This is a genomic window from Aeromonas sp. Y318-3 (assembly GCF_027706185.1).
Taxonomy (GTDB): domain Bacteria; phylum Pseudomonadota; class Gammaproteobacteria; order Enterobacterales; family Aeromonadaceae; genus Aeromonas; species Aeromonas veronii.
On sequence record NZ_JAPDCN010000007.1, the window covers coordinates 137288 to 158545 of the forward strand.

Annotated in this window: 20 protein-coding genes; 16 read left to right on the forward strand and 4 right to left on the reverse strand. The window is 61.0% G+C overall.

Going from position 1 to position 21258, the window contains the following annotated elements:
- Positions 1-25 precede the first annotated feature (25 nt).
- Together recJ and OKB77_RS11755 are read right to left on the reverse strand one after the other, a co-directional pair.
- Positions 26-1756: a single-stranded-DNA-specific exonuclease RecJ gene (gene recJ, locus OKB77_RS11750; protein WP_270817700.1), complete on the reverse strand. Its 1731-nt coding sequence runs from the start codon at positions 1754-1756 to the stop codon at positions 26-28.
- Positions 1722-2369 carry a disulfide isomerase DsbC N-terminal domain-containing protein gene (locus OKB77_RS11755; protein WP_108542155.1) on the reverse strand — a complete coding sequence of 216 codons (648 nt, stop codon included), beginning with the start codon at positions 2367-2369 and terminating at the stop codon, positions 1722-1724. The genes recJ and OKB77_RS11755 overlap by 35 nt, the downstream gene beginning before the upstream one ends.
- 316 nt (positions 2370-2685) lie before the next feature.
- Here OKB77_RS11755 and mscL point away from each other — a divergent pair, with 316 nt between their 5' ends.
- The gene (mscL, locus tag OKB77_RS11760) at positions 2686-3096 is read left to right on the forward strand and encodes a large-conductance mechanosensitive channel protein MscL (RefSeq protein ID WP_047438040.1); all 411 of its coding nucleotides are present in this window, start codon (positions 2686-2688) and stop codon (positions 3094-3096) included.
- 72 nt (positions 3097-3168) lie between these two features.
- On the opposite strand, the gene xerD is transcribed toward mscL, so the two are convergent.
- Positions 3169-4068, reverse strand: a complete 900-nt coding sequence (xerD, locus tag OKB77_RS11765) for a site-specific tyrosine recombinase XerD (RefSeq protein ID WP_167565030.1) — start codon at positions 4066-4068, stop codon at positions 3169-3171.
- A gap of 250 nt (positions 4069-4318) precedes the next feature.
- Between xerD and fldB the strand changes: the two genes are divergently transcribed.
- The 3 genes from fldB (at position 4319) to OKB77_RS11780 (ending at position 7779) form a co-directional block, all read left to right on the forward strand.
- On the forward strand, positions 4319-4837 hold the full coding sequence (fldB, locus tag OKB77_RS11770) for a flavodoxin FldB (protein WP_199427340.1): 519 nt from the start codon (positions 4319-4321) through the stop codon (positions 4835-4837).
- A 201-nt stretch (positions 4838-5038) separates the two neighbouring features.
- The gene (locus OKB77_RS11775; protein WP_270817702.1) at positions 5039-6439 is read left to right on the forward strand and encodes a TldD/PmbA family protein; all 1401 of its coding nucleotides are present in this window, start codon (positions 5039-5041) and stop codon (positions 6437-6439) included.
- Complete coding sequence (locus tag OKB77_RS11780; protein WP_139439943.1) at positions 6439-7779, forward strand: TldD/PmbA family protein; 1341 nt, start codon at positions 6439-6441, stop codon at positions 7777-7779. The genes OKB77_RS11775 and OKB77_RS11780 overlap by 1 nt, the downstream gene beginning before the upstream one ends.
- 84 nt (positions 7780-7863) lie before the next feature.
- Here OKB77_RS11780 and OKB77_RS11785 read toward each other — a convergent pair whose 3' ends face one another.
- Positions 7864-8358 carry a zinc ribbon-containing protein gene (locus tag OKB77_RS11785; RefSeq protein ID WP_005335155.1) on the reverse strand — a complete coding sequence of 165 codons (495 nt, stop codon included), beginning with the start codon at positions 8356-8358 and terminating at the stop codon, positions 7864-7866.
- A 145-nt stretch (positions 8359-8503) separates the two neighbouring features.
- Here OKB77_RS11785 and leuS point away from each other — a divergent pair, with 145 nt between their 5' ends.
- From leuS to ybeD, 12 genes are all read left to right on the forward strand, one after another.
- On the forward strand, positions 8504-11080 hold the full coding sequence (leuS, locus tag OKB77_RS11790) for a leucine--tRNA ligase (RefSeq protein ID WP_270817703.1): 2577 nt from the start codon (positions 8504-8506) through the stop codon (positions 11078-11080).
- 98 nt (positions 11081-11178) lie between these two features.
- Complete coding sequence (locus tag OKB77_RS11795; protein WP_005335160.1) at positions 11179-11661, forward strand: LPS-assembly lipoprotein LptE; 483 nt, start codon at positions 11179-11181, stop codon at positions 11659-11661.
- Positions 11661-12698 carry a DNA polymerase III subunit delta gene (holA, locus tag OKB77_RS11800; RefSeq protein ID WP_270817704.1) on the forward strand — a complete coding sequence of 346 codons (1038 nt, stop codon included), beginning with the start codon at positions 11661-11663 and terminating at the stop codon, positions 12696-12698. Before OKB77_RS11795 ends, holA begins: the two co-directional genes overlap by 1 nt.
- Positions 12692-13342: a nicotinate-nucleotide adenylyltransferase gene (gene nadD, locus OKB77_RS11805; protein WP_270817705.1), complete on the forward strand. Its 651-nt coding sequence runs from the start codon at positions 12692-12694 to the stop codon at positions 13340-13342. The genes holA and nadD overlap by 7 nt, the downstream gene beginning before the upstream one ends.
- Positions 13343-13445: 103 nt before the next feature.
- The gene (rsfS, locus tag OKB77_RS11810; RefSeq protein WP_005335165.1) at positions 13446-13787 is read left to right on the forward strand and encodes a ribosome silencing factor; all 342 of its coding nucleotides are present in this window, start codon (positions 13446-13448) and stop codon (positions 13785-13787) included.
- Positions 13788-13806: 19 nt separating this feature from the next.
- Entirely contained in the window at positions 13807-14274 is a 468-nt protein-coding gene (gene rlmH, locus OKB77_RS11815; protein WP_076493650.1) for a 23S rRNA (pseudouridine(1915)-N(3))-methyltransferase RlmH, read from the forward strand.
- Between the two features lie 103 nt (positions 14275-14377).
- Positions 14378-16294, forward strand: a complete 1917-nt coding sequence (gene mrdA / locus OKB77_RS11820) for a penicillin-binding protein 2 (protein WP_040066816.1) — start codon at positions 14378-14380, stop codon at positions 16292-16294.
- Entirely contained in the window at positions 16287-17390 is a 1104-nt protein-coding gene (gene rodA, locus OKB77_RS11825; protein WP_005335170.1) for a rod shape-determining protein RodA, read from the forward strand. The genes mrdA and rodA overlap by 8 nt, the downstream gene beginning before the upstream one ends.
- The gene (gene mltB, locus OKB77_RS11830; RefSeq protein WP_201958837.1) at positions 17390-18388 is read left to right on the forward strand and encodes a lytic murein transglycosylase B; all 999 of its coding nucleotides are present in this window, start codon (positions 17390-17392) and stop codon (positions 18386-18388) included. The genes rodA and mltB overlap by 1 nt, the downstream gene beginning before the upstream one ends.
- Entirely contained in the window at positions 18330-19310 is a 981-nt protein-coding gene (locus tag OKB77_RS11835) for a septal ring lytic transglycosylase RlpA family protein (RefSeq protein ID WP_270817706.1), read from the forward strand. Before mltB ends, OKB77_RS11835 begins: the two co-directional genes overlap by 59 nt.
- 186 nt (positions 19311-19496) lie before the next feature.
- Entirely contained in the window at positions 19497-20693 is a 1197-nt protein-coding gene (locus tag OKB77_RS11840) for a D-alanyl-D-alanine carboxypeptidase family protein (protein ID WP_005335176.1), read from the forward strand.
- 292 nt (positions 20694-20985) lie between these two features.
- Positions 20986-21249 carry a DUF493 family protein YbeD gene (gene ybeD / locus OKB77_RS11845; RefSeq protein WP_005335178.1) on the forward strand — a complete coding sequence of 88 codons (264 nt, stop codon included), beginning with the start codon at positions 20986-20988 and terminating at the stop codon, positions 21247-21249.
- Positions 21250-21258 lie beyond the last annotated feature (9 nt).

Sequence of the window (21258 nt, forward strand, 5' to 3'; positions counted from 1 at the left end):
GCGATAGGGCTGCGATGCTCTTGACTCAGAGACCGGCTGCCTCCAGATGCTCCACCAGCAGCTGCACGCTGCGGTTGCCGCGCCACTCGTTGACGTCAAGCCGGTAGACCAGCCGCACCCGCTTGACCGTGGCATCGGGCCAGCGCTTGAGATCGACGCCAAAGGCGATGGCATCCACCGCGTGACCGGAATCGGTGGTCAGCATCATTTTGAGGTGTTTCTCCCCCACCAGCCGCTGCTGCACCAGCACGAACTCGCCGTCAAACAGCGGCTCGGGGAAGGCCTGACCCCAGGGGCCGGAGGCGCGAATCAGCTCCGCCAGTTCGATATTGAGCTCATCCGGCAACAACTCGCCATCGGTGAGCAGCACCCCGGTCAAGAGCTCCGGCGTCACCAGCTCGCTGATGACCGCCTCAAAGGCCCGACCAAACGCCTCAATGTTGGCCTTGGGCAGGGTCAACCCCGCCGCCATGGCATGGCCACCAAACTTGCCCATCAGGCCCGGGTGGCGGGTATCGAGCAGTTCCAGCGCATCGCGCAAGTGCACGCCGGGGATGGAGCGGCCGGAGCCCTTGAGCTCGCTCTCGCTGCTCTCGGCAAAGGCAATGACCGGGCGGTAGTACTTCTCCTTCACCTTGGAAGCCACCAGCCCCACCACCCCCTGATGCCACTCGTTGCGGTGCAGCACTATGCCCGACGGCACCTCGCCATCGCGAAAACGGATCTGCTCCAGGGTAGTGAGGGCCTCCTGCTGCATCCCCTGCTCGATCTCCTTGCGCTCCTGATTGAGGCTGTCCATCTCGGCCGCAAGCTGGCGCGCCAGATTGAGATCATCGCAGAGCAGACAGGCAACCCCGAGGGACATGTCATCGAGACGGCCCACCGCATTGAGGCGCGGCCCCAGCGCGAAACCGAGATCGGCGGCGGTGAGACGGCGACCATCGCGGCCCGACACATCCACCAGCGCCTGAATGCCGGGGCGGCAGCGGCCGGCCCGGATCCGCTGCAAGCCCTGATGGACCAAAATGCGGTTGTTGCCATCGAGCGCCACCACGTCGGCGACCGTGCCGAGGGCCACCAGATCGAGGTAATCCGCCACATTGGGGGCTCGCAACCCTTGCCGTTCGTACCAGCCGAGCTGACGCAGATGGGTGTTGAGGGCCGCCATCAGGTAGAAGGCTACCCCCACCCCGGCCAGCGACTTGGAGGGGAAATCGCAACCATGCTGGTTCGGGTTGACGATGGCATCGGCGTCAGGCAGCTCCTGACCCGGTAAATGGTGATCGGTAACCAGTACCTGCATGCCGGCCGCCTTGGCAGCCGCCACCCCGGCGATGCTGGAGATGCCGTTATCCACCGTGATCAGGAACTCGGCGCCGCGCGCCACCGCCAGCTCGACAATTTCGGGGGTGAGGCCGTAGCCAAACTCGAAGCGGTTGGGCACCAGAAAATCGATGTGGCGACCGCCCATGGCGCGCAGGGCCAGCACACACAGGGCCGAACTGGTGGCACCATCGCAGTCGAAGTCACCGACAATCAGGATCCGTTTCTGGGCGGTCAGGGCATCCGCCAGCAGCGGCACCGCCTGCTCCATGCCATAGAGGCGCTGGGGCGGCAACAGCTGGCTGGCGCTGCGCTCCAGCAGGGCGGGATCCTCTACGCCACGGCTGGCGAAGATTTGGCGAAGCAGGGGGTGCAGGGTGGCAGGCAGATGGGAATCATCAACTCGCGGACGACGACGAATGTGCAGAGGCATCAAAATTATCCAGTATCTTGAGCAGCTGTTCGGGGCTCTGATACCCGCGCACCAGATCCCCGTCGGAGGAGACCCAGGCCGGCAGTACCTTGACCCCCAACCATTGGCTCAGGCCAATATTTTGGATAAGGGTCTCACTACATGCTGTTTGAGGCAAATAGGCTTTTAACGGATCATTTTGCAGCAGGGGATCGCTGCACCAGTCTGTAGCCCGTTCGGCGTGATCAATCACCGGATATAGTGCCACGCTCACCCCGGATGCCTGCAGGTGTTGCAAGGTGCCGGAGAGCTGACGGCGCTTGGCGTCCTGCTCGCCGAGAAACAGTGCGACCCGGTGACGCTCATTCCGGGCCTTGAGCACGATGGGGGCATGGGCCACCTGTGCCAAGCCAAGTCGGCGCTGCTCGCGCATACCCGAGATGGTCAGGTTCTTCATGTCGCGGGTCATATCCAGCATGACCCCCTGCACCACATAATCCCCTTTGGCATCGCTGTAGAGCACCCCCTGCGAGGTGCCCAGCATATACAACCCTGCGATCGGGGTCGGTTCAACCAGATAGACGGGGACCCCCAGCCGGGCCGTGATGGTCTGTTTCAAGGCTTGGGTATCCATCCCCGCTCCGGCAGCAAATGTGCACAAAAGCATCATTCCCAGTAGTAAATACTTCACTTGTTTACTCACGTGGTATGAATGAATCGACCCAGCAAACTACAGCAGCACAGCTCATCATTCAACCAGCTACTTACCAAAAAATTAATATCACTTTGTACCAAAAAAATGGTTCCCCCCGATTGCCAAGGACTCATAACGCCCGCAAGCTAGTCAGGACGACAGGAACAACGCGGCTTAGCCTCTGTTTTTCCTGACAAGAGTTCGCCCTTTGGCAAGGGTAATCAACGCGCTATCTTGTTTAATTTCGGAGGAAATAATGAGTCTGATTCAAGAGTTCAAAGCCTTTGCCGCTCGCGGCAACGTCATCGATATGGCGGTCGGTATCATCATTGGTGCCGCCTTCGGCAAAATTGTCTCCTCTTTTGTCGGTGACGTGATCATGCCGCCCATCGGCCTGATCCTGGGCGGCGTGGACTTCAGCGACCTGGCGGTCACCCTGAAGGCCGCAGAAGGTGCAACACCCGCCGTGGTCATCGCCTATGGCAAGTTCATCCAGACCATCATCGACTTTCTGATCATCTCCTTCGCCATCTTCATGGGACTGAAGGCCATCAACACCCTGAAGAAGAAGCAGGAAGAAGAAGCCGCCGCCCCGGCAGGCCCGACCAAGGATCAGGAGCTGCTGACCGAGATCCGTGATCTGCTGAAATCCCAGCAAGGGAAATAAGCGCCATCTCCTGTCGTGTAGAGATAAAAAAACCGCCTGCTGGCGGTTTTTTGTTTTTGGGAGGCCAGCCACTCAAGCTCTGGGGTGGTGCTCCCCGTGCAGCGCCTTGAGTCGCTCGTTGGCCACATGGGTGTAGATCTGAGTAGTGGAGAGATCCGCATGGCCCAGCAGCATCTGTACCACCCGCAGATCGGCGCCGTGGTTGAGCAGATGGGTGGCGAAGGCGTGGCGCAAGGTATGGGGGGATAGCTCGCCGTTAATCCCGGCCCGCAGGGCATAGAGCTTGATGCGATGCCAGAAGGTCTGGCGGGTCATCATACGGGCCTGCTTGGAGGGAAATACCACATCCGAGCTGGAGCCCCCCAGCAGCAGGGTGCGGGCCTCCCGGTAGTAACGCTCCAGCCAGTGCATCGCCTCCTCGCCCATCGGCACCAGCCGCTCCTTGTTACCCTTGCCCACTACGCGCACCAAGCCCTGACGCAAACTGACATGCTCGGCGGTGAGCCCCACCAGCTCGGAAACCCGCAAGCCGGTGGCGTAGAGCAGCTCCAGCATCGCCTTGTCCCGCAACTCCAGCGGGTCATCCACCAGCGGCGCACTCAAGAGTGCCTCCACCTCCGTTTCGCTTAAATCGGAGGGGAGTTTTTTCGGCAGCTTGGGCCCCTCCAGCAGCACGGTCGGATCGTCGATGCGCAGCTTCTCACGGTTGAGATACTGGTAAAAACGGCGCAGGGCCGACAGGAAGCGGGCGGTGCTGCTCGCCGCAAACTGGTGATCGACCCGCCAGGCGAGGTAGTGCTGGATCTCGTCCATCCCCGCCAGCAGCAGCGAGCTCCCCTGCTCGTCGAGCCAGATGGAGAACTTCTCCAGATCGCTGCGATAGGAACTGACCGTGTTGTCAGACAATCCCCGCTCCAGCCAGAGGGCGTCGAGGAAGGGTTCAATCAGGGGATGGGGGGCGGGTTTGCTCATGGTGCGCTGCAATCAGGGGATCGATGGCCCATTGTAACGCGCCAACTCCTTGGAAAGACAAGGCACTTTCATTGGAAAGATAAGGCACGTTTGCCACGCCCCTTGCCGGGCGGTGAAGGTCGAATGGCAATCTGCTAGACTGGCGCCCTCCCCTTACGTTACCCATCGTGTTGCCAACATGGCGCAGCCCACACGAGCATGCGAGAACGCGCCAAAAGCAAGCGAGAAAGCGCCAACAGAGAGTAGAGCGATGAAGATTGGTCTGTTTTACGGTTCCACCACCTGCTACACCGAGATGGCTGCCGAGAAGATCCGCGCCCTCATCGGCCCCGAGCTGGTGGATATTCACAATATCAAGGATGTCTCCCTGCGCCGGATGGAGGATTACGAGATCCTGATCCTCGGCATCTCCACCTGGGATTTCGGCGAGCTGCAGGAGGACTGGGAGTCCCGTTGGGAAGATATCGTTGATCTCCATCTGGAGGGACGCATCGTGGCCCTGTTTGGCCTCGGCGATCAGCTCGGTTATGGCGAATGGTTCCAGGACGCCCTCGGCATGCTGCACGATCAGCTGGTGCCAAAAGGGGTCAAGCTGGTGGGCTACTGGCCCAACGAAGGGTATGAGTTCGATGCCTCCAAGGCACTGATCGACGATGGCCGTCACTTCGTCGGGCTGGCCCTCGATGATGCCAACCAATATGACCAGACCGATCCGCGCATCGAGCAGTGGGTCGAGCAGATCCTGAGCGAAATCCACGCCCTGCTCTGATCTTTTTCACTCATCTCAAGGCGGCCACTCCCTGTGGATGTGGCCGCCCGGGCGCAGTTATCGTACCGATTTTCTCAATCGGTATCATCGCATGACGCTATAGCGACTTTTTTGTGCTGGTCTGCAACAATGGACTCGACATCCCATAACAATCAGAGCCGGATGTCGGAAGCAAACGGACAGACCAGAAAAGGATATTCTATGACTCCATTCTCCCTGTTGGCCCCCGCCATCGCCCGTGACGTGCTCGATCACGCGCTGGCACTGGGTGCCGATTTCGCCGAGCTGTTTGTCGAGCGCAAGCGCCGCAGCCAGCTCAGCCTGCTCTCCAGCCAGATAGAGAACATCAGCGGTGGCCTCGATTTCGGCATCGGTGTGCGCCTCTGTTACGGCCACAAGGTGCTCTACGGCTACACCAACCAAGCCAGCCGCGACGAGCTGCTGCGCATCGTCACCCTGCTGGCGGCCAAAGACCGCCGCGACCCTGTGGTGACCGCCACCGCCTTCGATTTCACCCGCCTGAGCGATCGCAACCCGGTCGCGCTGCCGCTCTCGGCAGACAAGCTGCTGGAGCAGAAGATCGCCTATCTGCACGCCATGGATGCGGCGGCCCGCGCCGAGAGCGACAAGGTGAGCCAGTTCTCCGGCAACGTGCTGGGCTGGGAGCAGGAAGTGGAAATCTTCAACAGCGAAGGAGTGCAAGTCGCCGATCGCCGCCACTACAACCGCATCATGGCCCAGACCATCGCCATGGAAGGGAGCGAGCAGAGCGTCGGTTACGAGGCCCCCGGCGCCCTGATGGGGTGGGAGCATGCCGATCGCATCGATCCGTGCGAGCTGGCCCTCACCGCCACCCGTCAGGCACTGGTGAAGCTGGGCGCGGCTCCCTGCCCGAGCGGCGCCCTGCCGGTCATCATGGAGAACGGCTTTGGCGGCGTCATCTTCCACGAGGCGTGTGGTCATCTGCTGGAGACCACCTCGGTGGCCAAGAAGGCGTCGGTGTTCCACGACAAGATGGGCCAGCTTATCGCCAATCCGGTAGTCAATGCGGTGGACGAGGGACTGCAAGGCAACGCCTGGGGCTCCATCAACGTCGATGACGAGGGGATGGCGACCCAGCATACCCAGCTCATCAAGGACGGCATCCTGACCGGTTTTCTGGTGGACAGAATGGGCGCCCTCAAGACCGGTTATTCCCGCACCGGATCGGGTCGGCGCGAATCCTACAAGTACGCCCCCACCTCGCGCATGCGCAACACCTATATCGAGCCGGGCAACCACAGCCTCGACGATATGCTGGCCACGGTAGAGCACGGCATCTACGCCAAGAAGATGGGGGGCGGCTCGGTACAGCCCGGCACCGGTGAATTCAACTTCAATGTGCAGGAGGCCTACCTCATCGAGCACGGCAAAATCACCAAGCCGCTCAAGTCGGCCACCCTGATCGGCACCGGCCCGCAGGTGCTCAAAGAGATCTCCATGGTGGGCCGCAACCTGGCACTGGCCGCCGGTATGTGCGGCTCGGTCTCGGGCTCGGTCCCCACCTCGGTGGGCCAGCCGGCGCTAAAAGTGGACAATATTCTGGTGGGAGGAAACGCCTGATGAGCACCATCGACATGAACCAACTGCTCACCCGCCTGCTGGATAAAGTGGCCGACCTCGGCGCCGAGGCAGACATCATCGCCAATCAGGAGAAGGCCTTCTCCCTCAAGGCAGACAAGGGCGAGCTGGGTGAATACAAGGTCACCAGCAGCCAGCAACTCGGTATTCGCCTGATAAAAGAGGGTCGGGTCGGCATCGCCTACTCGGAATCCCTCGATGAGCTGGCGCTGGATGCCATGCTGCAGGATGCGCTCGATGCCAGCCGCTTTGCCAAGGTGGATGCAGATCAGCGCATCTCGGTGGCCAATAGCCGGATCACCACAGATTGCGCCGAGATCAACCAGCCCGATACCACGCCGGTTGAGGAGAAGATCGCTCTGGCCCTGCGTCTGGAATCTGACATGCTGGCCATGCCCGATGTGAGCGGCGCCCCCTACAACAGCTTCTTCGAAGGGGAGAGCCAGCTCTGGCTCGCCAACAGTCAGGGCACCCTCTGCCAGCACGGCGAGTTCAGCGTCGGCTGCTACACCTCGGCGCTGGTGGAACGGGATGGCCGCCAGTCGATGCACTCGCAGGGGCAGTATGGCCGCCGCTTCGACGAGCTGGACAGTCAGGCCCTGATCGAGCAGATCTACGCCATCGCCGATGGTCTGCTGCCCGGTGAAGCGGTGCCGAGCGGTCACTACAGCGTCATCTTTAGCACCAACTGCTTCGCCAGCCTGTTTGGCTGCTTTCAGGGTGTGCTGTCGGGCAAGTGGGCCCAGCAGGGGATCAACCCCTGGCGCAGCAAGGTCGGCCAGAGCGTAGCGTCACGCTGGCTTACTCTGGAGAGCCGGGTCTATATGCCGGGCGGCATGAACATCAAGGCGTTTGATGGCGAGGGGGCGGCCAGCTCGGATCTGCTGCTGATTGGCGAAGGGGAGCTGAAAACCCTGCTCCACAACAGCGCCACCGCCCGCCACTTTGGCGTCGCCAGCAACGGCTCTGCCGCTCGCGGTGCCCGCAGCGCCCTCGATGTGACCGCTCGCCATCTGGTGTTTGGCGCGGGCCCCCACTGCGAAGCGGAAGTGCAGAGCGGTGACTATCTGGAGCTGGTCAAGCTGGACGGCCTGCATTCCGGTGCCGATGCGGTGAGCGGTGACTTTTCCTTTGGCGCGTCAGGGTTCCTCTGTCGCGATGGAGTTCGCCTGCGGCCGGTGCGCGGCATCACGGTAGCAGGCAACTTCTACCGCCTGCTGGGCGAGCTGGAAGCGGTCGGCGATACCCTGCACCACAACGACGGCAAGGGCTTCTACGCCCCGCAGATCCGTTTTGGCGGCCTCTCCGTCGCGGGCAAGTAAACGCCCCGACGAAACCTGCAAGTAAGAAAAAGGCGCCTGATGGCGCCTATTTGCTCGTTATCTCGTCCACATTGATGGCATGACTCAGGGCGAGAGCGGCTCGCGATGATACTCGGCGCAGCCGCACTCGGGGCAAGTATCGAGCTGCTGGGGATGCAGCACGGTATGGCGCCAGCCACACTGGTCGCACACCATGACCCCGAGCCCTACCCAATCACCCGCTTCGTAAACACCCTTGTGCTCCAGCTCGTCGGCCAGCTCGCGCCACTCCACTTGGGCGCGGTCGGTCACATCCGCCAGCCAGGACCAGGCGGTGTCTTTGAGGGCCAGCATAAAGGCAGACTCTTCCACCTGTGCACTATCGTCATGGCGCCCCTCGTCATAGTTGCCCAGATCCCGCTTCACGTACTCGGCAATGAGCGCCAGTTCGTCCTGGGTCAGGTCGCTGGCAGCCTCCAGATAGGCCTGCACCTTGGCAATCATCCGGTTGAGGCGCTCCCCCTGGAACTCTTCAGTCTCTTGCCACTGTTTTTGCAGCTCGGCAATGAAGGCTTCGTACCCTTTTTGACGTTTGTCCATGGCTCTAACTCCTCTACTAAACCCTGATCTGGCCCGGCTTAAGGCCCAAGGGACGCTGGCGGTTGTTGCCGCCGCAGGATATGGGTATTCTATTGCGATTTCCCAGCTGATTTATCTATTCATTTCACAGATCCGGATGTCACCAATGCAAGAGCAATACGTTCCCCAATCAATCGAACCAGCAGTGCAAAAGCACTGGGATGCCAAGAAAACCTTCAAGGCCGTGGAGAAGGTAGACAAGGAGAAGTTCTACTGCCTGTCCATGTTCCCCTATCCGTCTGGTCGACTACACATGGGGCACGTTCGTAACTACACCATAGGTGATGTGATCTCCCGTTATCAACGCCTCAATGGCAAGAACGTGCTGCAACCCATAGGTTGGGATGCATTCGGTCTGCCGGCCGAGAACGCCGCGATCAAAAACAATACCGCGCCGGCGCCCTGGACCTACGAAAACATCGAATACATGAAGAACCAGCTGAAGATGCTGGGTCTGGGTTATGACTGGGATCGTGAAATCGCCACCTGCAAACCGGATTACTACCGTTGGGAGCAGTGGTTCTTCACCAAGCTCTACGAGAAGGGTCTGGTCTACAAGAAGACCTCCTCCGTCAACTGGTGCCCGAACGACATGACCGTACTGGCCAACGAGCAGGTGGTCGACAACTGCTGCTGGCGCTGTGACACCCCGGTGGAGCAGAAAGAGATCCCCCAGTGGTTCATCAAGATCACCGACTACGCCGAAGAGCTGCTCAACGACATCGACAATCTGGAAGGCTGGCCGGAGATGGTCAAGACCATGCAGCGCAACTGGATTGGCCGCTCCGAAGGGGTCAACATCAGCTTCGCCATCGAGGGTCAGGCTGAGCAGCTGGAGGTCTATACCACCCGTCCGGACACCTTCATGGGCGTCACCTATGTCGGTATCGCTGCCGGTCACCCGCTGGCGCTGCAAGCAGCCCAGAACAATCCTGAGCTGGCTGCCTTCATCGAAGAGTGCAAGAACACCAAGGTAGCCGAAGCGGAACTGGCCACCATGGAGAAGAAGGGCATGGCCACCGGCCTCTATGCCATTCACCCGCTGGATGGCCGCAAGGTACCGGTCTGGGTCGCCAACTTCGTGCTGATGAACTACGGCACCGGCGCCGTGATGGCAGTTCCGGCTCACGACCAGCGTGACTTCGAGTTCGCCACCAAATATGGCCTCGACATCAAGGCGGTGATCAAGCCGGTTGATGGCGACGTCAACGTGAGCGAAGCGGCTTACACCGATAAGGGCGTTCTGTTCAACTCCGGCGAGTTCGACGGTCTCGACTTCCAGGGCGCCTTCGATGCCATCGCCAGCAAGCTGGAAGGGCTGGGCAAAGGCAAGCGCACCGTCAACTTCCGTCTGCGCGACTGGGGTGTCTCCCGTCAGCGCTACTGGGGTGCCCCCATCCCGATGCTGACCCTGGCTGACGGCTCCGTGGTGCCGACGCCGGAAGACCAGCTGCCGGTGCTGCTGCCGGAAGATGTGGTGATGGACGGTATCCAGAGCCCGATCAAGGCCGACGCCGAGTGGGCCAAGACCACCTACAACGGTCAGGAAGCGTTCCGCGAGACCGATACCTTCGACACCTTTATGGAGTCCTCCTGGTACTACGCGCGCTACTGCTCCCCGGACTACGACAAGGGCATGCTGGATCCGGCTGCTGCCAACCACTGGCTGCCGGTGGATCAGTACATCGGCGGTATCGAGCACGCCTGTATGCACCTGCTCTATGCCCGCTTCTTCCACAAGCTGCTGCGTGACGCCGGTCTGGTCAACAGCGATGAGCCGTTCAAGCGCCTGCTCTGCCAGGGCATGGTGCTGGCCGACGCCTTCTACTACAAAGACGAGAAGGGCGGCAACGTCTGGGTCAGCCCGACTGACGTCAAGGTAGAGCGTGACGAGAAGGGTCGCATCACCAAGGCCATCGACAACGAAGGCCGTGAGGTAATGCACTCCGGCATGACCAAGATGTCCAAGTCCAAGAACAACGGCATCGACCCGCAGCTGATGGTCGAGCGTTACGGCGCCGATACCGTCCGTCTGTTCATGATGTTCGCCTCTCCGGCCGAGATGACCCTGGAGTGGTCCGACTCCGGCGTAGAGGGTGCCCAGCGCTTCCTGCGTCGCCTGTGGCGCGTCACCTTCGAACACGTCTCCGGTGGCGCCGTTGCCGCACTGGATGTAGCGGCTCTCACCAACGAGCAGAAAGCGGTACGCCGTGAACTGCACAAGACCATCGCCAAGGTGAGTGATGACGTGGGTCGCCGTCAGACCTTCAACACCGCCATCGCCGCCATCATGGAGCTGATGAACAATCTCTCCAAGCTGGGCAACGACGAGCAGGACCGCGCCCTGATGCAGGAAGCGCTGGAAGCCGTGGTGGTCATGCTCTACCCCATCACCCCTCACATCGGCTTCGAGCTGTGGAAGATGCTGGGCAAGGGCGACGACATCGATCACGCAGCCTGGCCGGTGGCCGATGAAGCGGCCATGGTCGAGACCGAGAAGCTGGTGGTGGTGCAGATCAACGGCAAGATGCGCGGCAAACTGACCGTGCCGGCCGAGATCAGCCAGGCCGATGTCGAGAAGCTGGCGATGGCCGATGCCTCCGTGCAGAAGTTCACCGACGGCCTGACCGTGCGCAAGGTGATCTATGTACCGGGCAAGCTGCTCAACATCGTTGCTAACTGATCGGTTGCCAACTGATCATTGCCAATCTGTGACAGCAAACGGATGATAACGGCGGGCCCTGCGCCCGCCGCTTTCCCTTAATGCAAAGAGGATTTTCTATGGGCACCATCTTCACCCGCTGGATGGCCATCGTGCTGGCTGGTCTGCTGTTGCAAGGCTGCGGCTTTCACATGCGCGGCAACGGCATTCCGAGCGAGCTGATGACCATGAAGGTCGTGGGCGACAACAAGAGCGACTTCTACCGGATGGTTACCACCCGTCTGAAGGCCTCTGGCGTGACCCTGGCCGACAAGGAGGGCATTCCGGTGCTCACTCTGGGCGGCGTAGGCAGCACCAGTCAGGTCGCCTCGGTCAACGCGCTGGGGACGGACACCGAATATGTGCTGGGCTTTGGTACCCAGTTCACCATCTCGGTACCGGGCAAGCCGACTCAGGTCTTCCCGATCAACTTCAACCGCAGCTTCCTCAACAAGCCGGATGCAGCGCTCGCCTCCTCCCGTGAGCAGGAGCAGCTTAACCGCGAAATGCAGGAGCAGGCGGCCAATCAGGTGATCCGGCAGTTGAGTCAGGTCAGCTTCTGATGCGGATCTACCCGGAACAATTTGGTGACCACCTCAAAGCAGGGCTTCGGCCCTGCTATCTCGTTTTTGGCGACGAGCCCCTGTTGCGACTGGAGGCCATCGATGCCATCCGTCAGATCGCCCGCAAGCAGGGTTTCGATGAGCGCCACACCTTCGTGGTGGAGCAGGGACTGGACTGGAATCAGGTCTACGATGCCTGTCAGGCCATGAGCCTCTTCTCCGCCCGTCAGATCATCGAGCTGGAGCTGCCCGCCAAGGTGGACAAGGATCTCGCTGCCCGCATCAGCGAAATCGGCAAGCAGCTTCATCCCGACCTGCTGCTGGTGCTGAGTGGCGGTCGCCTCAACCAGACCCAGATGAAGGCAGCCTGGTTCGACAAGCTCTACCAGATTGGCACCTATGTGCCGGTCAACCATCCTGAGCCCAAGTTCTTCCCGCGCTGGATGAGCGCACGTTTTGCGCGTTTTGGCCTCAAGGCGCTGCCGGATGCCATCAACTTCATGTGCCACTCCTACGAGGGCAACCTGCTGGCCGCCAGCCAGGAGATCGAGAAGCTGACCCTGCTCTCGCCGCCCCAGCCCATCAGCGTCACCTATCTGCAAGAGACCATTATCCGCCACGCCCACTTCACCCCGTTCCAGCTGGTCGATACCCTGCTGGAAGGCAAGGTGAACCGGGCCCAGCGCATTCTGGCCGCCCTGCGGGCCGAAGGCACCGAGCCGGGGATGCTGGCCTGGACCCTCTGCCGCGAGCTGGAGCTGCTGACCGAGCTGTCGTTGGCGATGCGCAACGGCCAGCCGCTGGGTGAGCACTTCAGCCGCCTGCGCATCTGGCAGAGCCGCCAGCAGCTCATTCAGCAAGCACTGACCCGACTGCCATTTGCCAAGTTGCAGCAACTGTGGCAACTGATGGCCCAGCTGGACGACGCCCAGCGCCGCTTCGATACCGAACAGGCGTGGCTGATGCTGCAGACCATTGCCCTCGGCTTTCGTGATGGCACCCCGCTGCCGCTGGTGATGGAGAGCAGCCCGTGCTGAAGGCGCCCATTGGCCTGCTGGGAGGCACGTTCGATCCTATCCATATCGGCCATCTGCGCCCGGCCATCGAGGCGCGCGATGCCCTCGGGCTGGCCGAGATGCGGCTGATCCCGAACCATATCCCGCCCCACCGCGCCAACCCGCACTGCTCCAGCGAGCAGCGTCTGGCCATGGTCAGGCTGGCGGCGGCAGAGAACCGGGACTTTGTGGTGGATGAGCGGGAGCTGCAACGGGACAAGCCCTCTTACACCATCGATACCCTGATCGCGCTGCGTCGTGAACTGCCCGATACGCCGCTCTGTTTTCTGATGGGGATGGATTCCCTGCTGAGCCTGCCAAGCTGGCACCGCTGGCAGGAGCTGCTCGACCATGCCCATCTGGTAGTGAGCGTGCGGCCGGGCTGGCAACCGGAGTATCCGGCCGAAGTAGCGCAGCTGCTGGCGCGCCATCACACCACGGATGCCAACGCGCTGCATCTGCGTCTGGCCGGTCATATCTGGCTGGCGGACAACCAGCCCATCGAGCTGTCAGCCACCCGACTGCGAGCCTTGCTGGATGAGGGGCAAGACACCCGCTACCTCTTGCCCGAGTCGGTTGCGCACTATATTGATCAACAGGGGCTCTACCGAGCCAACCGCCGCTAGCCCCTGTCGTAATCCCGCCCCGCCCGATGGGAAACGGGAGTGACCATGATATAATCCGCCGCCCTGACGCAAACGCTGCGCGCCGGAATACAGGAGAGACTCATTGCAAGGCCAAGAATTGCATGCCTTTATCATCGACAAGATCGATGACATGAAAGGCCGCGACATCATCACCCTCGATGTACGCGGCAAATCCAGCATTACTGACACCATGATCATCTGTTCCGGCAACTCCAGTCGTCACGTCAGCGCCATTGCCCACCATCTGGCCAGCGAGGCCCGCCACGCGGGTCTGGATCTGCTGAGCGTGGAAGGACAACTGAGCGGTGAATGGGTGCTGGTAGATATGGGCTCGGTGATCGTGCATGTGATGCAGGATGAACATCGTGACTTCTACCAACTGGAAAAGCTGTGGAGCGGTGCCGCTCAAATGAATACGCAATAAGAGCACAAGTGTAACGACCATGAAGATCCAGTTGATTGCGGTGGGCACCAAGATGCCCGCCTGGGTAGAGCATGGCTTCGAAGAGTATCGTCGCCGCTTCCCCAAAGACATGCCGTTTGAACTCGTCGAGATTGGCGCAGGCAAGCGGGGCAAAAATGCCGACATTCCCCGCATCCTGCAGAAGGAAGGGGAAGCCATGCTGACGGCTGCGGGGCGCTCGCGCATCGTCACCCTCGACATTCCGGGCAAGCCCTGGACCACGGAGCAGCTGGCTACCCAGCTGGAGGCGTGGAAACTCGATGGCCGCGATGTAGCCCTGCTGGTAGGCGGGCCGGAAGGCTTGTCCCCCGAGTGCAAGGCTGCCGCCGAACAGAGCTGGTCACTGTCACCGCTCACCCTGCCCCATCCGCTGGTGCGGGTACTGGTGGCCGAGAGCCTCTATCGGGCCTGGAGCATCACCACCAATCATCCGTATCATAGAGAGTGAGCCATGCGTCTCTGGAGTCTCACCTCTCATATTCACCCCTATCACAGAGAGTGAACAATGCAGTTCCTGCTCTTATTGCCCCCAAGGGTCTTGAGGTAAAGGCATGCTGAAACAACGCATCGAAATGCGCGATCACAGTGCCGAGGGCAATCTGTTCTTCCGGCGCACCCTGGTAGCCTACATCGGCATCGTCGTGCTGATGCTGGTGCTGCTGGGCAATCTCTATTATCTGCAGGTCGAGTCCTACGACACCTACCAGACTCGCTCCAACTCCAACCGCATCCGCGTGGTGCCGGTGGCGCCGCCACGGGGCCTCATCTATGACGCCAACGGCGTGCTGCTGGCGGAAAACCGCCCGGTCTACAGTCTGGAAATTGTGCCGGAAGAGACAAAAGATCTCGAAAAAACCGCCGACCAGCTGATCACCCTGCTGGGTCTGCCGGAGGGCACCAAGGAGAAGTTCCTCGCCGAAGTGAAGCGCCAGCGCCGCTTCAAGCCGGTCCCCCTCTACGAGAAACTGACCGAATATCAGGTAGCCCTCTTCTCGGTCAATCAGCATAACTACCCGGGCGCCAGCATCGAGGCCTACCTCAAGCGCTACTACCCGTTTGGTGACACTCTCACCCACGCTTTGGGCTATGTGGCCAAGATCAATACCCGTGACGTGGAGCGCCTCGAGAAGGAAGAAAAACTCGCCAACTATGCGGCCACCAAGGATATCGGCAAGCAGGGGGTGGAGAAGTATTACGAGGATGAGCTGCACGGTGTGGCGGGCTATCAGGAGGTCGAGGTGAACAACCGCGGCCGGATTGTCCGCACCCTCAAGTTCCAGCCGCCTATTCCGGGCAAGGATATCTACCTCAATATCGACGTCCGGATGCAGCTCAAGGCCCAGCAACTGCTGGCCGGCCAGCGCGGCGCCATCGTGATGATGGATCCGAGAACCGGCGCCATCATCGCCATGGAGTCGAGCCCGAGCTACGACCCCAACCTGTTCGTGACCGGCATCTCCAGCGCCAACTACTCGGCGCTGCTCAATGATCCGGCGCGGCCTCTGGTGAACCGCACCACTCAGGGCATCTATGCCCCCGCCTCCACCGTCAAACCCATGATGTCGGTGATGGGGCTCAACGAGGGAGCCATTACCCCGGGCTACCGCTATTTCGGCGGCCCGAGCTTCTCCATTCCCGGCACCACCAAGAAGTTTCGCGACTGGCGTCGCTGGGGACACGGCTGGCTCGATGTCTATCGCGCCATCGAGGTCTCGGCAGATACCTACTTCTACGATCTCGCCTATCGGGTCGGCATCGACAAGATCCACAGCTACATGACCAAGTTCGGCTTCGGTCAGTACAGTGGCGTCGACCTCTATGAAGAGACCAAGGGGGTCATGCCGTCCCGTGACTGGAAAATGGCCCGTTGGCGCCAGCCCTGGTATCAGGGGGACACCATCTCCATCGGTATCGGTCAGGGTTACTGGAGCGCCACGCCAATCCAGCTGGCCAAGGCGATCAGCATCCTGACCCAGAATGGCCACGATGTGACCCCGCACCTGCTCAAGAGCACCGCCTCCCAGGCGGGAGTGGTCGATGCACCGATCAACCCGAACATGGCACTCAAAACCAAGAGCGACAGCTACTGGCAGGTGGCTCGGGAGGGGATGTGGCGAGTGATCAACGGCCACGAAGGTACCGGCCGTCGCGCTTTTGCCAACACCCCCTATGTGGCGGCAGGCAAGTCCGGCACCGCCCAGGTGGTCAACATGAAAGAGAATCAGGTCTACAACGCCAAAACCATGAAAGTGGAGCACCGCGACAATGCCCTGTTTGTCGCCTTTGCCCCCTATGAAACACCCAAGGCAGTCGTGGCACTGGTGCTGGAGAACGCCGGTGGTGGCAGTACCAATGCGGCCCCCGTTGCTCGCCAGATGCTGGATGCCTATCTGCTGCCCCCTGATCCGCAACTGCCACCGGCACCGGAAAAGCCGTCCCAACCGAGTGAGGTCGCTCCCAATGAGTAATTCTGCCCGCCAGCAGAGCATCTGGTACAAGCTGCATATCGACTTGCCCCTGCTGCTCGGTCTGCTGGCCGTGATGACCCTCTCCATGGTGGTGCTCTACTCCGCCTCCGGTCAGGATATGGACTCCATCGTGCGCCAGCTGGTGCGCGGCGGTCTCGCCTTTGCCCTGATGATCGGCCTGGCCCAGCTGCCCCCCTCCCTCTACGCCCGCTGGTCGGTGCCGCTGTTCGCCGTGGTGGTGCTGATGCTGATTGCGGTGGACGTGTTCGGCCACATCGGCAAGGGGGCCCAGCGCTGGCTCGATCTGGGCTTTATGAAGTTCCAGCCCTCCGAGGTGATGAAGCTCTCCATGCCGATCATGGTGGCCGCCTGGCTCAGTCGCCACTCGCTGCCCCCCAAGTTCAGCCATGTGGTGATCGCCCTCATCATGGTGCTGCTGCCCACCCTGCTGATCGCCGCCCAGCCTGACCTTGGCACCTCCATTCTGGTGGCCGCCTCCGGCTTCTTCGTCATCTTCCTGGCGGGGCTCAGCTGGTGGCTGATCGGCTTGGCGGTCCTGCTGATGCTGGCCTTTATGCCGGTGCTCTGGTTCTTCCTGATGCACGACTACCAGCGTCAGCGGGTGCTGATGCTGCTCGACCCGGAGAAAGACCCGCTCGGCCGCGGTTATCACATCATCCAGTCCAAAATTGCCATCGGCTCCGGCGGCGTCTTTGGCAAGGGGTGGCTGCAAGGGACCCAGTCCCAGCTGGAGTTTTTACCAGAACGGCATACCGACTTTATCTTCGCGGTATTCAGCGAGGAGTTCGGTCTGGTAGGGGTTGCCCTGCTGCTGGTGCTCTACCTCTACGTCATCAGCCGTTGCCTGTTTATCTCGATGCAGGCCCAGAACAGCTTCGAGCGACTGCTGGGCGGCGCCATCACCCTCACCTTCTTCGTCTATGTGTTCGTCAACATGGGCATGGTGAGCGGCATCCTGCCGGTGGTGGGGGTGCCCCTGCCGCTGGTGAGCTATGGCGGTACCTCCATGGTGACCCTGATGGCTGGCTTTGGCATACTGATGTCCATCCAGACTCATAGAAGACTACTCGCCTGATGAGACGGGTCGGATTGCTGCTCTCGCTCGCCACCACGATGGCGACCGCCGCCGTGGCGCCGGATCGGTTGGCCCTGCTCGCCGAACAGCAGCAGGTGCCGCTGGCGGAGCTGCAGGCGGCGGTCGCCCGCGCCCAGTTACGGCAGGAGGTGCTCGACACCATCAGCAAGCCGTGGGAGGCCAAGCCCTGGCATCGCTACCGGCCGCTGTTTGTTACCCCGGATCGCATCCGTGATGGCCAGCAGTTCTGGCAACAACATGCCGAGACGCTGGCCCGCGCGGAGCAGACCTATCGGGTGCCCGCCTCGCTCATCGTGGCCATCATAGGAGTCGAGACCTTCTACGGTCGCCAGATGGGCCGTCATCCGGTGCTCGATAGCCTCTACACCCTGGGATTTCACTACCCGGAGCGGGCGGACTTCTTTGCCAAGGAGTTTGCTCAGCTGGTGGTGCTGGCCAAAGAGGAAGGGTGGCAACTCGATGCCCTCAAGGGCTCCTATGCCGGCGCCATGGGGATGGGGCAGTTCATGCCCTCCAGCTACCGCCACTACGCCGTCGACTTTGACGGGGATGGCAAGCGGGATCTGTTTGCCAACCCGGTCGATGCCATCGGCAGCGTGGCCAACTATTTTGCCAGCCACCAGTGGCGCTGGGGCGAATCCGTGGTGGAACCGGCCCAGATCGGGTTGATGGCAGTCGAACCTCTACTCAGGCCTGAGCCCGAGTTAACACAACAGTGGTCAGAACTGGCGGCGGCAGGGATTGAGCTCGCCACGCCGCTGGCCCCACAGACGCCGGTCAAGTTGCTGGCGTTTGCCCAAGCCGATGGACCGGAATACTGGGTCGCACGGCATAACTTTTATGTGATCACCCGTTACAATCGCAGCCCACTCTATGCGATGGCGGTGTATCAACTTAGCCAAGCCATTCAGGAAGCGTATGCATCTTCGTCACAAACTCCTCCCGCTCAGCCTGAGCTTGTTGCTGGCCGCCTGTAGCAGCCAGCCGGAACAGAGCGCCCCCGTCGAGCCGCAAGCACCGGTCAGCAAGCCACCCGTTATCGAGATCCCGCAAGCCACCGGCGCCATTCCGCGCCCCGAGCCCCTGAGTGCCAGCGGCAACCGGGACTACTGGATCGGCAAGCAGAAGCACGAGGTGTGGCGCGACATCAAACACTACAGCGAAGAGGGCACCGCCAGCTGGTTGTCGCCGGATCTGGACGGCCAGAAGACCGCCAACGGCGATGTGCTGGACAGCAAGCTGTTCAGTGCCGCCCACCGCAACCTGCCCATCCCGAGCTATGTGCGGGTCACCAATCTGGACAACGGGCTGGAGACCATAGTGCGGGTCAACGATCGCGGTCCCTTCAACAGCCCGCGCCTGATCGACCTCTCCTACGCAGCGGCCAAGCAGCTGGAGATGGTCGATAGCGGTGAGGCCCGAGTACGGCTGGAACTGATCAGCGACACCCCGGATCAGATGGTGATCATGGAGCCGATGAAGCCCATCGAAATGACTCCGACCACTCCGGCTGCGGCCTCCAACACGCTGTCGCAAGATGGCTTCCTGGGTGAACCGACCGCGCTGGCGATGGCCACTCCCGCCGCCGAACCAGCTCCTGTCAAGGCACCCGCCGCCAAGGCCGCCAAAGCGGCACCTGTCAAGCCAGCGCCTGCCAAGGCCGCAGCGCCCGCCAGCAGTGGTGATGGCAAGATGATCCAGGTACTGGCCAGCGGCTCCCGGGATCGGGCCGAGGCGATGGGCAAGGTGATGACCCAGCGTTACGGCGTGCCCTACCGGATCGATGCCCATGGCGCCATTTTCCGGGTGCTGATTGGCCCGGTCGCCGCCGACCAGCAGGCAAGTGTGCTGGAAAAAGTACGTCAGGGCGGGCTGGAACAGGCCTTTATCGTGCCCTGATCGCCCCACTTTGCCGCGGATGTGACTAACCGCTTACTCACTGTCATCACGTCGTTTTATGGCGTGATGACAGGGAGTGATGGATAAAAAACCAGTTCTGATCGCCATCTCGGGCTATAACCTGCGGGCGCATCTGGTATAGTTAGGCCCGCATTTTATCCCCATCTGGCTCGCAGGAATTTCAAGATGTCCAAATTTGCCCGTTCAGTTCTTCTGGCCTCACTGATCAGCGTAACCGCCCAGGCCAATACGCCGGTGCCGACACCGACCCCGAATGCCATGCCCATGGTGGTTCCCGCCGCGCCGGAGATCTCCGCCAAGGCCCATATTCTGATCGACTACTACTCAGGTCAGGTGCTGGCCGAGCAGAACGCCGAAGAGCGTCTGCCGCCCGCCAGTCTGACCAAGATGATGACCTCCTACATCATCGGCCAGGAGCTGCTGAAGGGGAACATCAAGCGCACCGACATGGTGACCATCAGCCAGAACGCCTGGTCCAAGAACTACTCCGACTCTTCCAAGATGTTTATCGAGGTGGGCAAGCAGGTCTCCGTCGATGATCTCAACAAGGGCATCATCATCCAGTCCGGCAACGACGCCTGCGTCGCCATGGCCGAGTTCCTGGCGGGCAGCACCGACTCCTTCGCCAGCCTGATGAACAGCTGGGCCGCCAAGCTTGGCATGAACGACAGCCACTTCATGAACCCGCACGGCCTGGATGCGGAAGGTCACTACAGTACCGCTCACGACATGGCCCGTCTGGGTCAGGCGCTGATCCGCGACCTGCCGGAGGAGTACAAGATCTACTCCCAGAAATCCTTCGTCTTCAACGGCATCACCCAGCACAACCGCAACCGCCTGCTGTGGGATCAATCCCTGCAGGTGGATGGCATCAAGACCGGCCACGTCAGCCAGGTCGGCTATAACCTGGTCTCCTCTGCCACCAACAACGAAGGCATGCGCCTGATCGCCGTGGTACTGGGCGCCAGCAGCGAAGCCTCCCGCGCCGCCGAGAGCAAAAAACTGCTCACCTATGGCTTCCGCTTCTTCCAGAGCCTGACCCCGTACAAGGCGGGCACCGAGCTGGTCACCCAGAAGATCTGGATGGGCGACAAACCGGAAGTGAAACTGGGCGTCGACAAAGATGTCTCCGTGCTGGTCACCCGCGGCCAGGGCAACAACCTGAAGGCTGACTTCCAGCTCGACAGCGAGCTGAAAGCGCCGCTGGCCAAGGGTCAGCGCGTCGGTACCGTGTTCCTGAAGCAGGGCGACAAAGAGATCAAGCAGGTGCCGCTGGTCGCCCTGGAAGAGGTGCAGGAAGGTGGCTTGATGAGCCGTCTGTGGGACTACCTGGTACTGCTGGTCACCAGCTGGTTCAAGTAATCCAACGCACAATCCTCACCAAACAGCGGCGCCAACAGGCGCCGCTGCTGTCTGTGACGGACAAAGGCAGTGAATAACCCTGTAAACTGCAGGTTCCGCCTTACCCTGATTTGTGGTAAAAAGCAGCACTTCCATCCTTGTCTGACCGATCCTGGCCTTGATCCCGGTCCGGGCTGCGCCCATATAGTTATGAGCCGTGCCCATATAGACTTGAAATGGCGGCCTCCATGGGCCATCGGCCACTAGCCATCCAAGATGAAGTCATCCCGGTGATGACGCAAAAGGTGAGTAAATGAATACCAAGTTTGATGAACTGCTGGAGTTTCCCTGCAAATTCCCGTTCAAGGTACTCGGCGTTGCCGACCCGGCACTGCCGGAGATGGTGGTTGAAGTGCTGCAGCAGCACGCCCCCGGCACCTACAGCCCGACAGTCCAGCCCAGCTCCAAGGGCAACTACCACTCGGTCCGCGTGACCGTGACTGCCCAGAGCAAGGAGCACATCGAAGCGATGTACCACGCCCTTGGCAAGATCGAGCTGGTGAAATACGTACTGTAATTTCTCTCT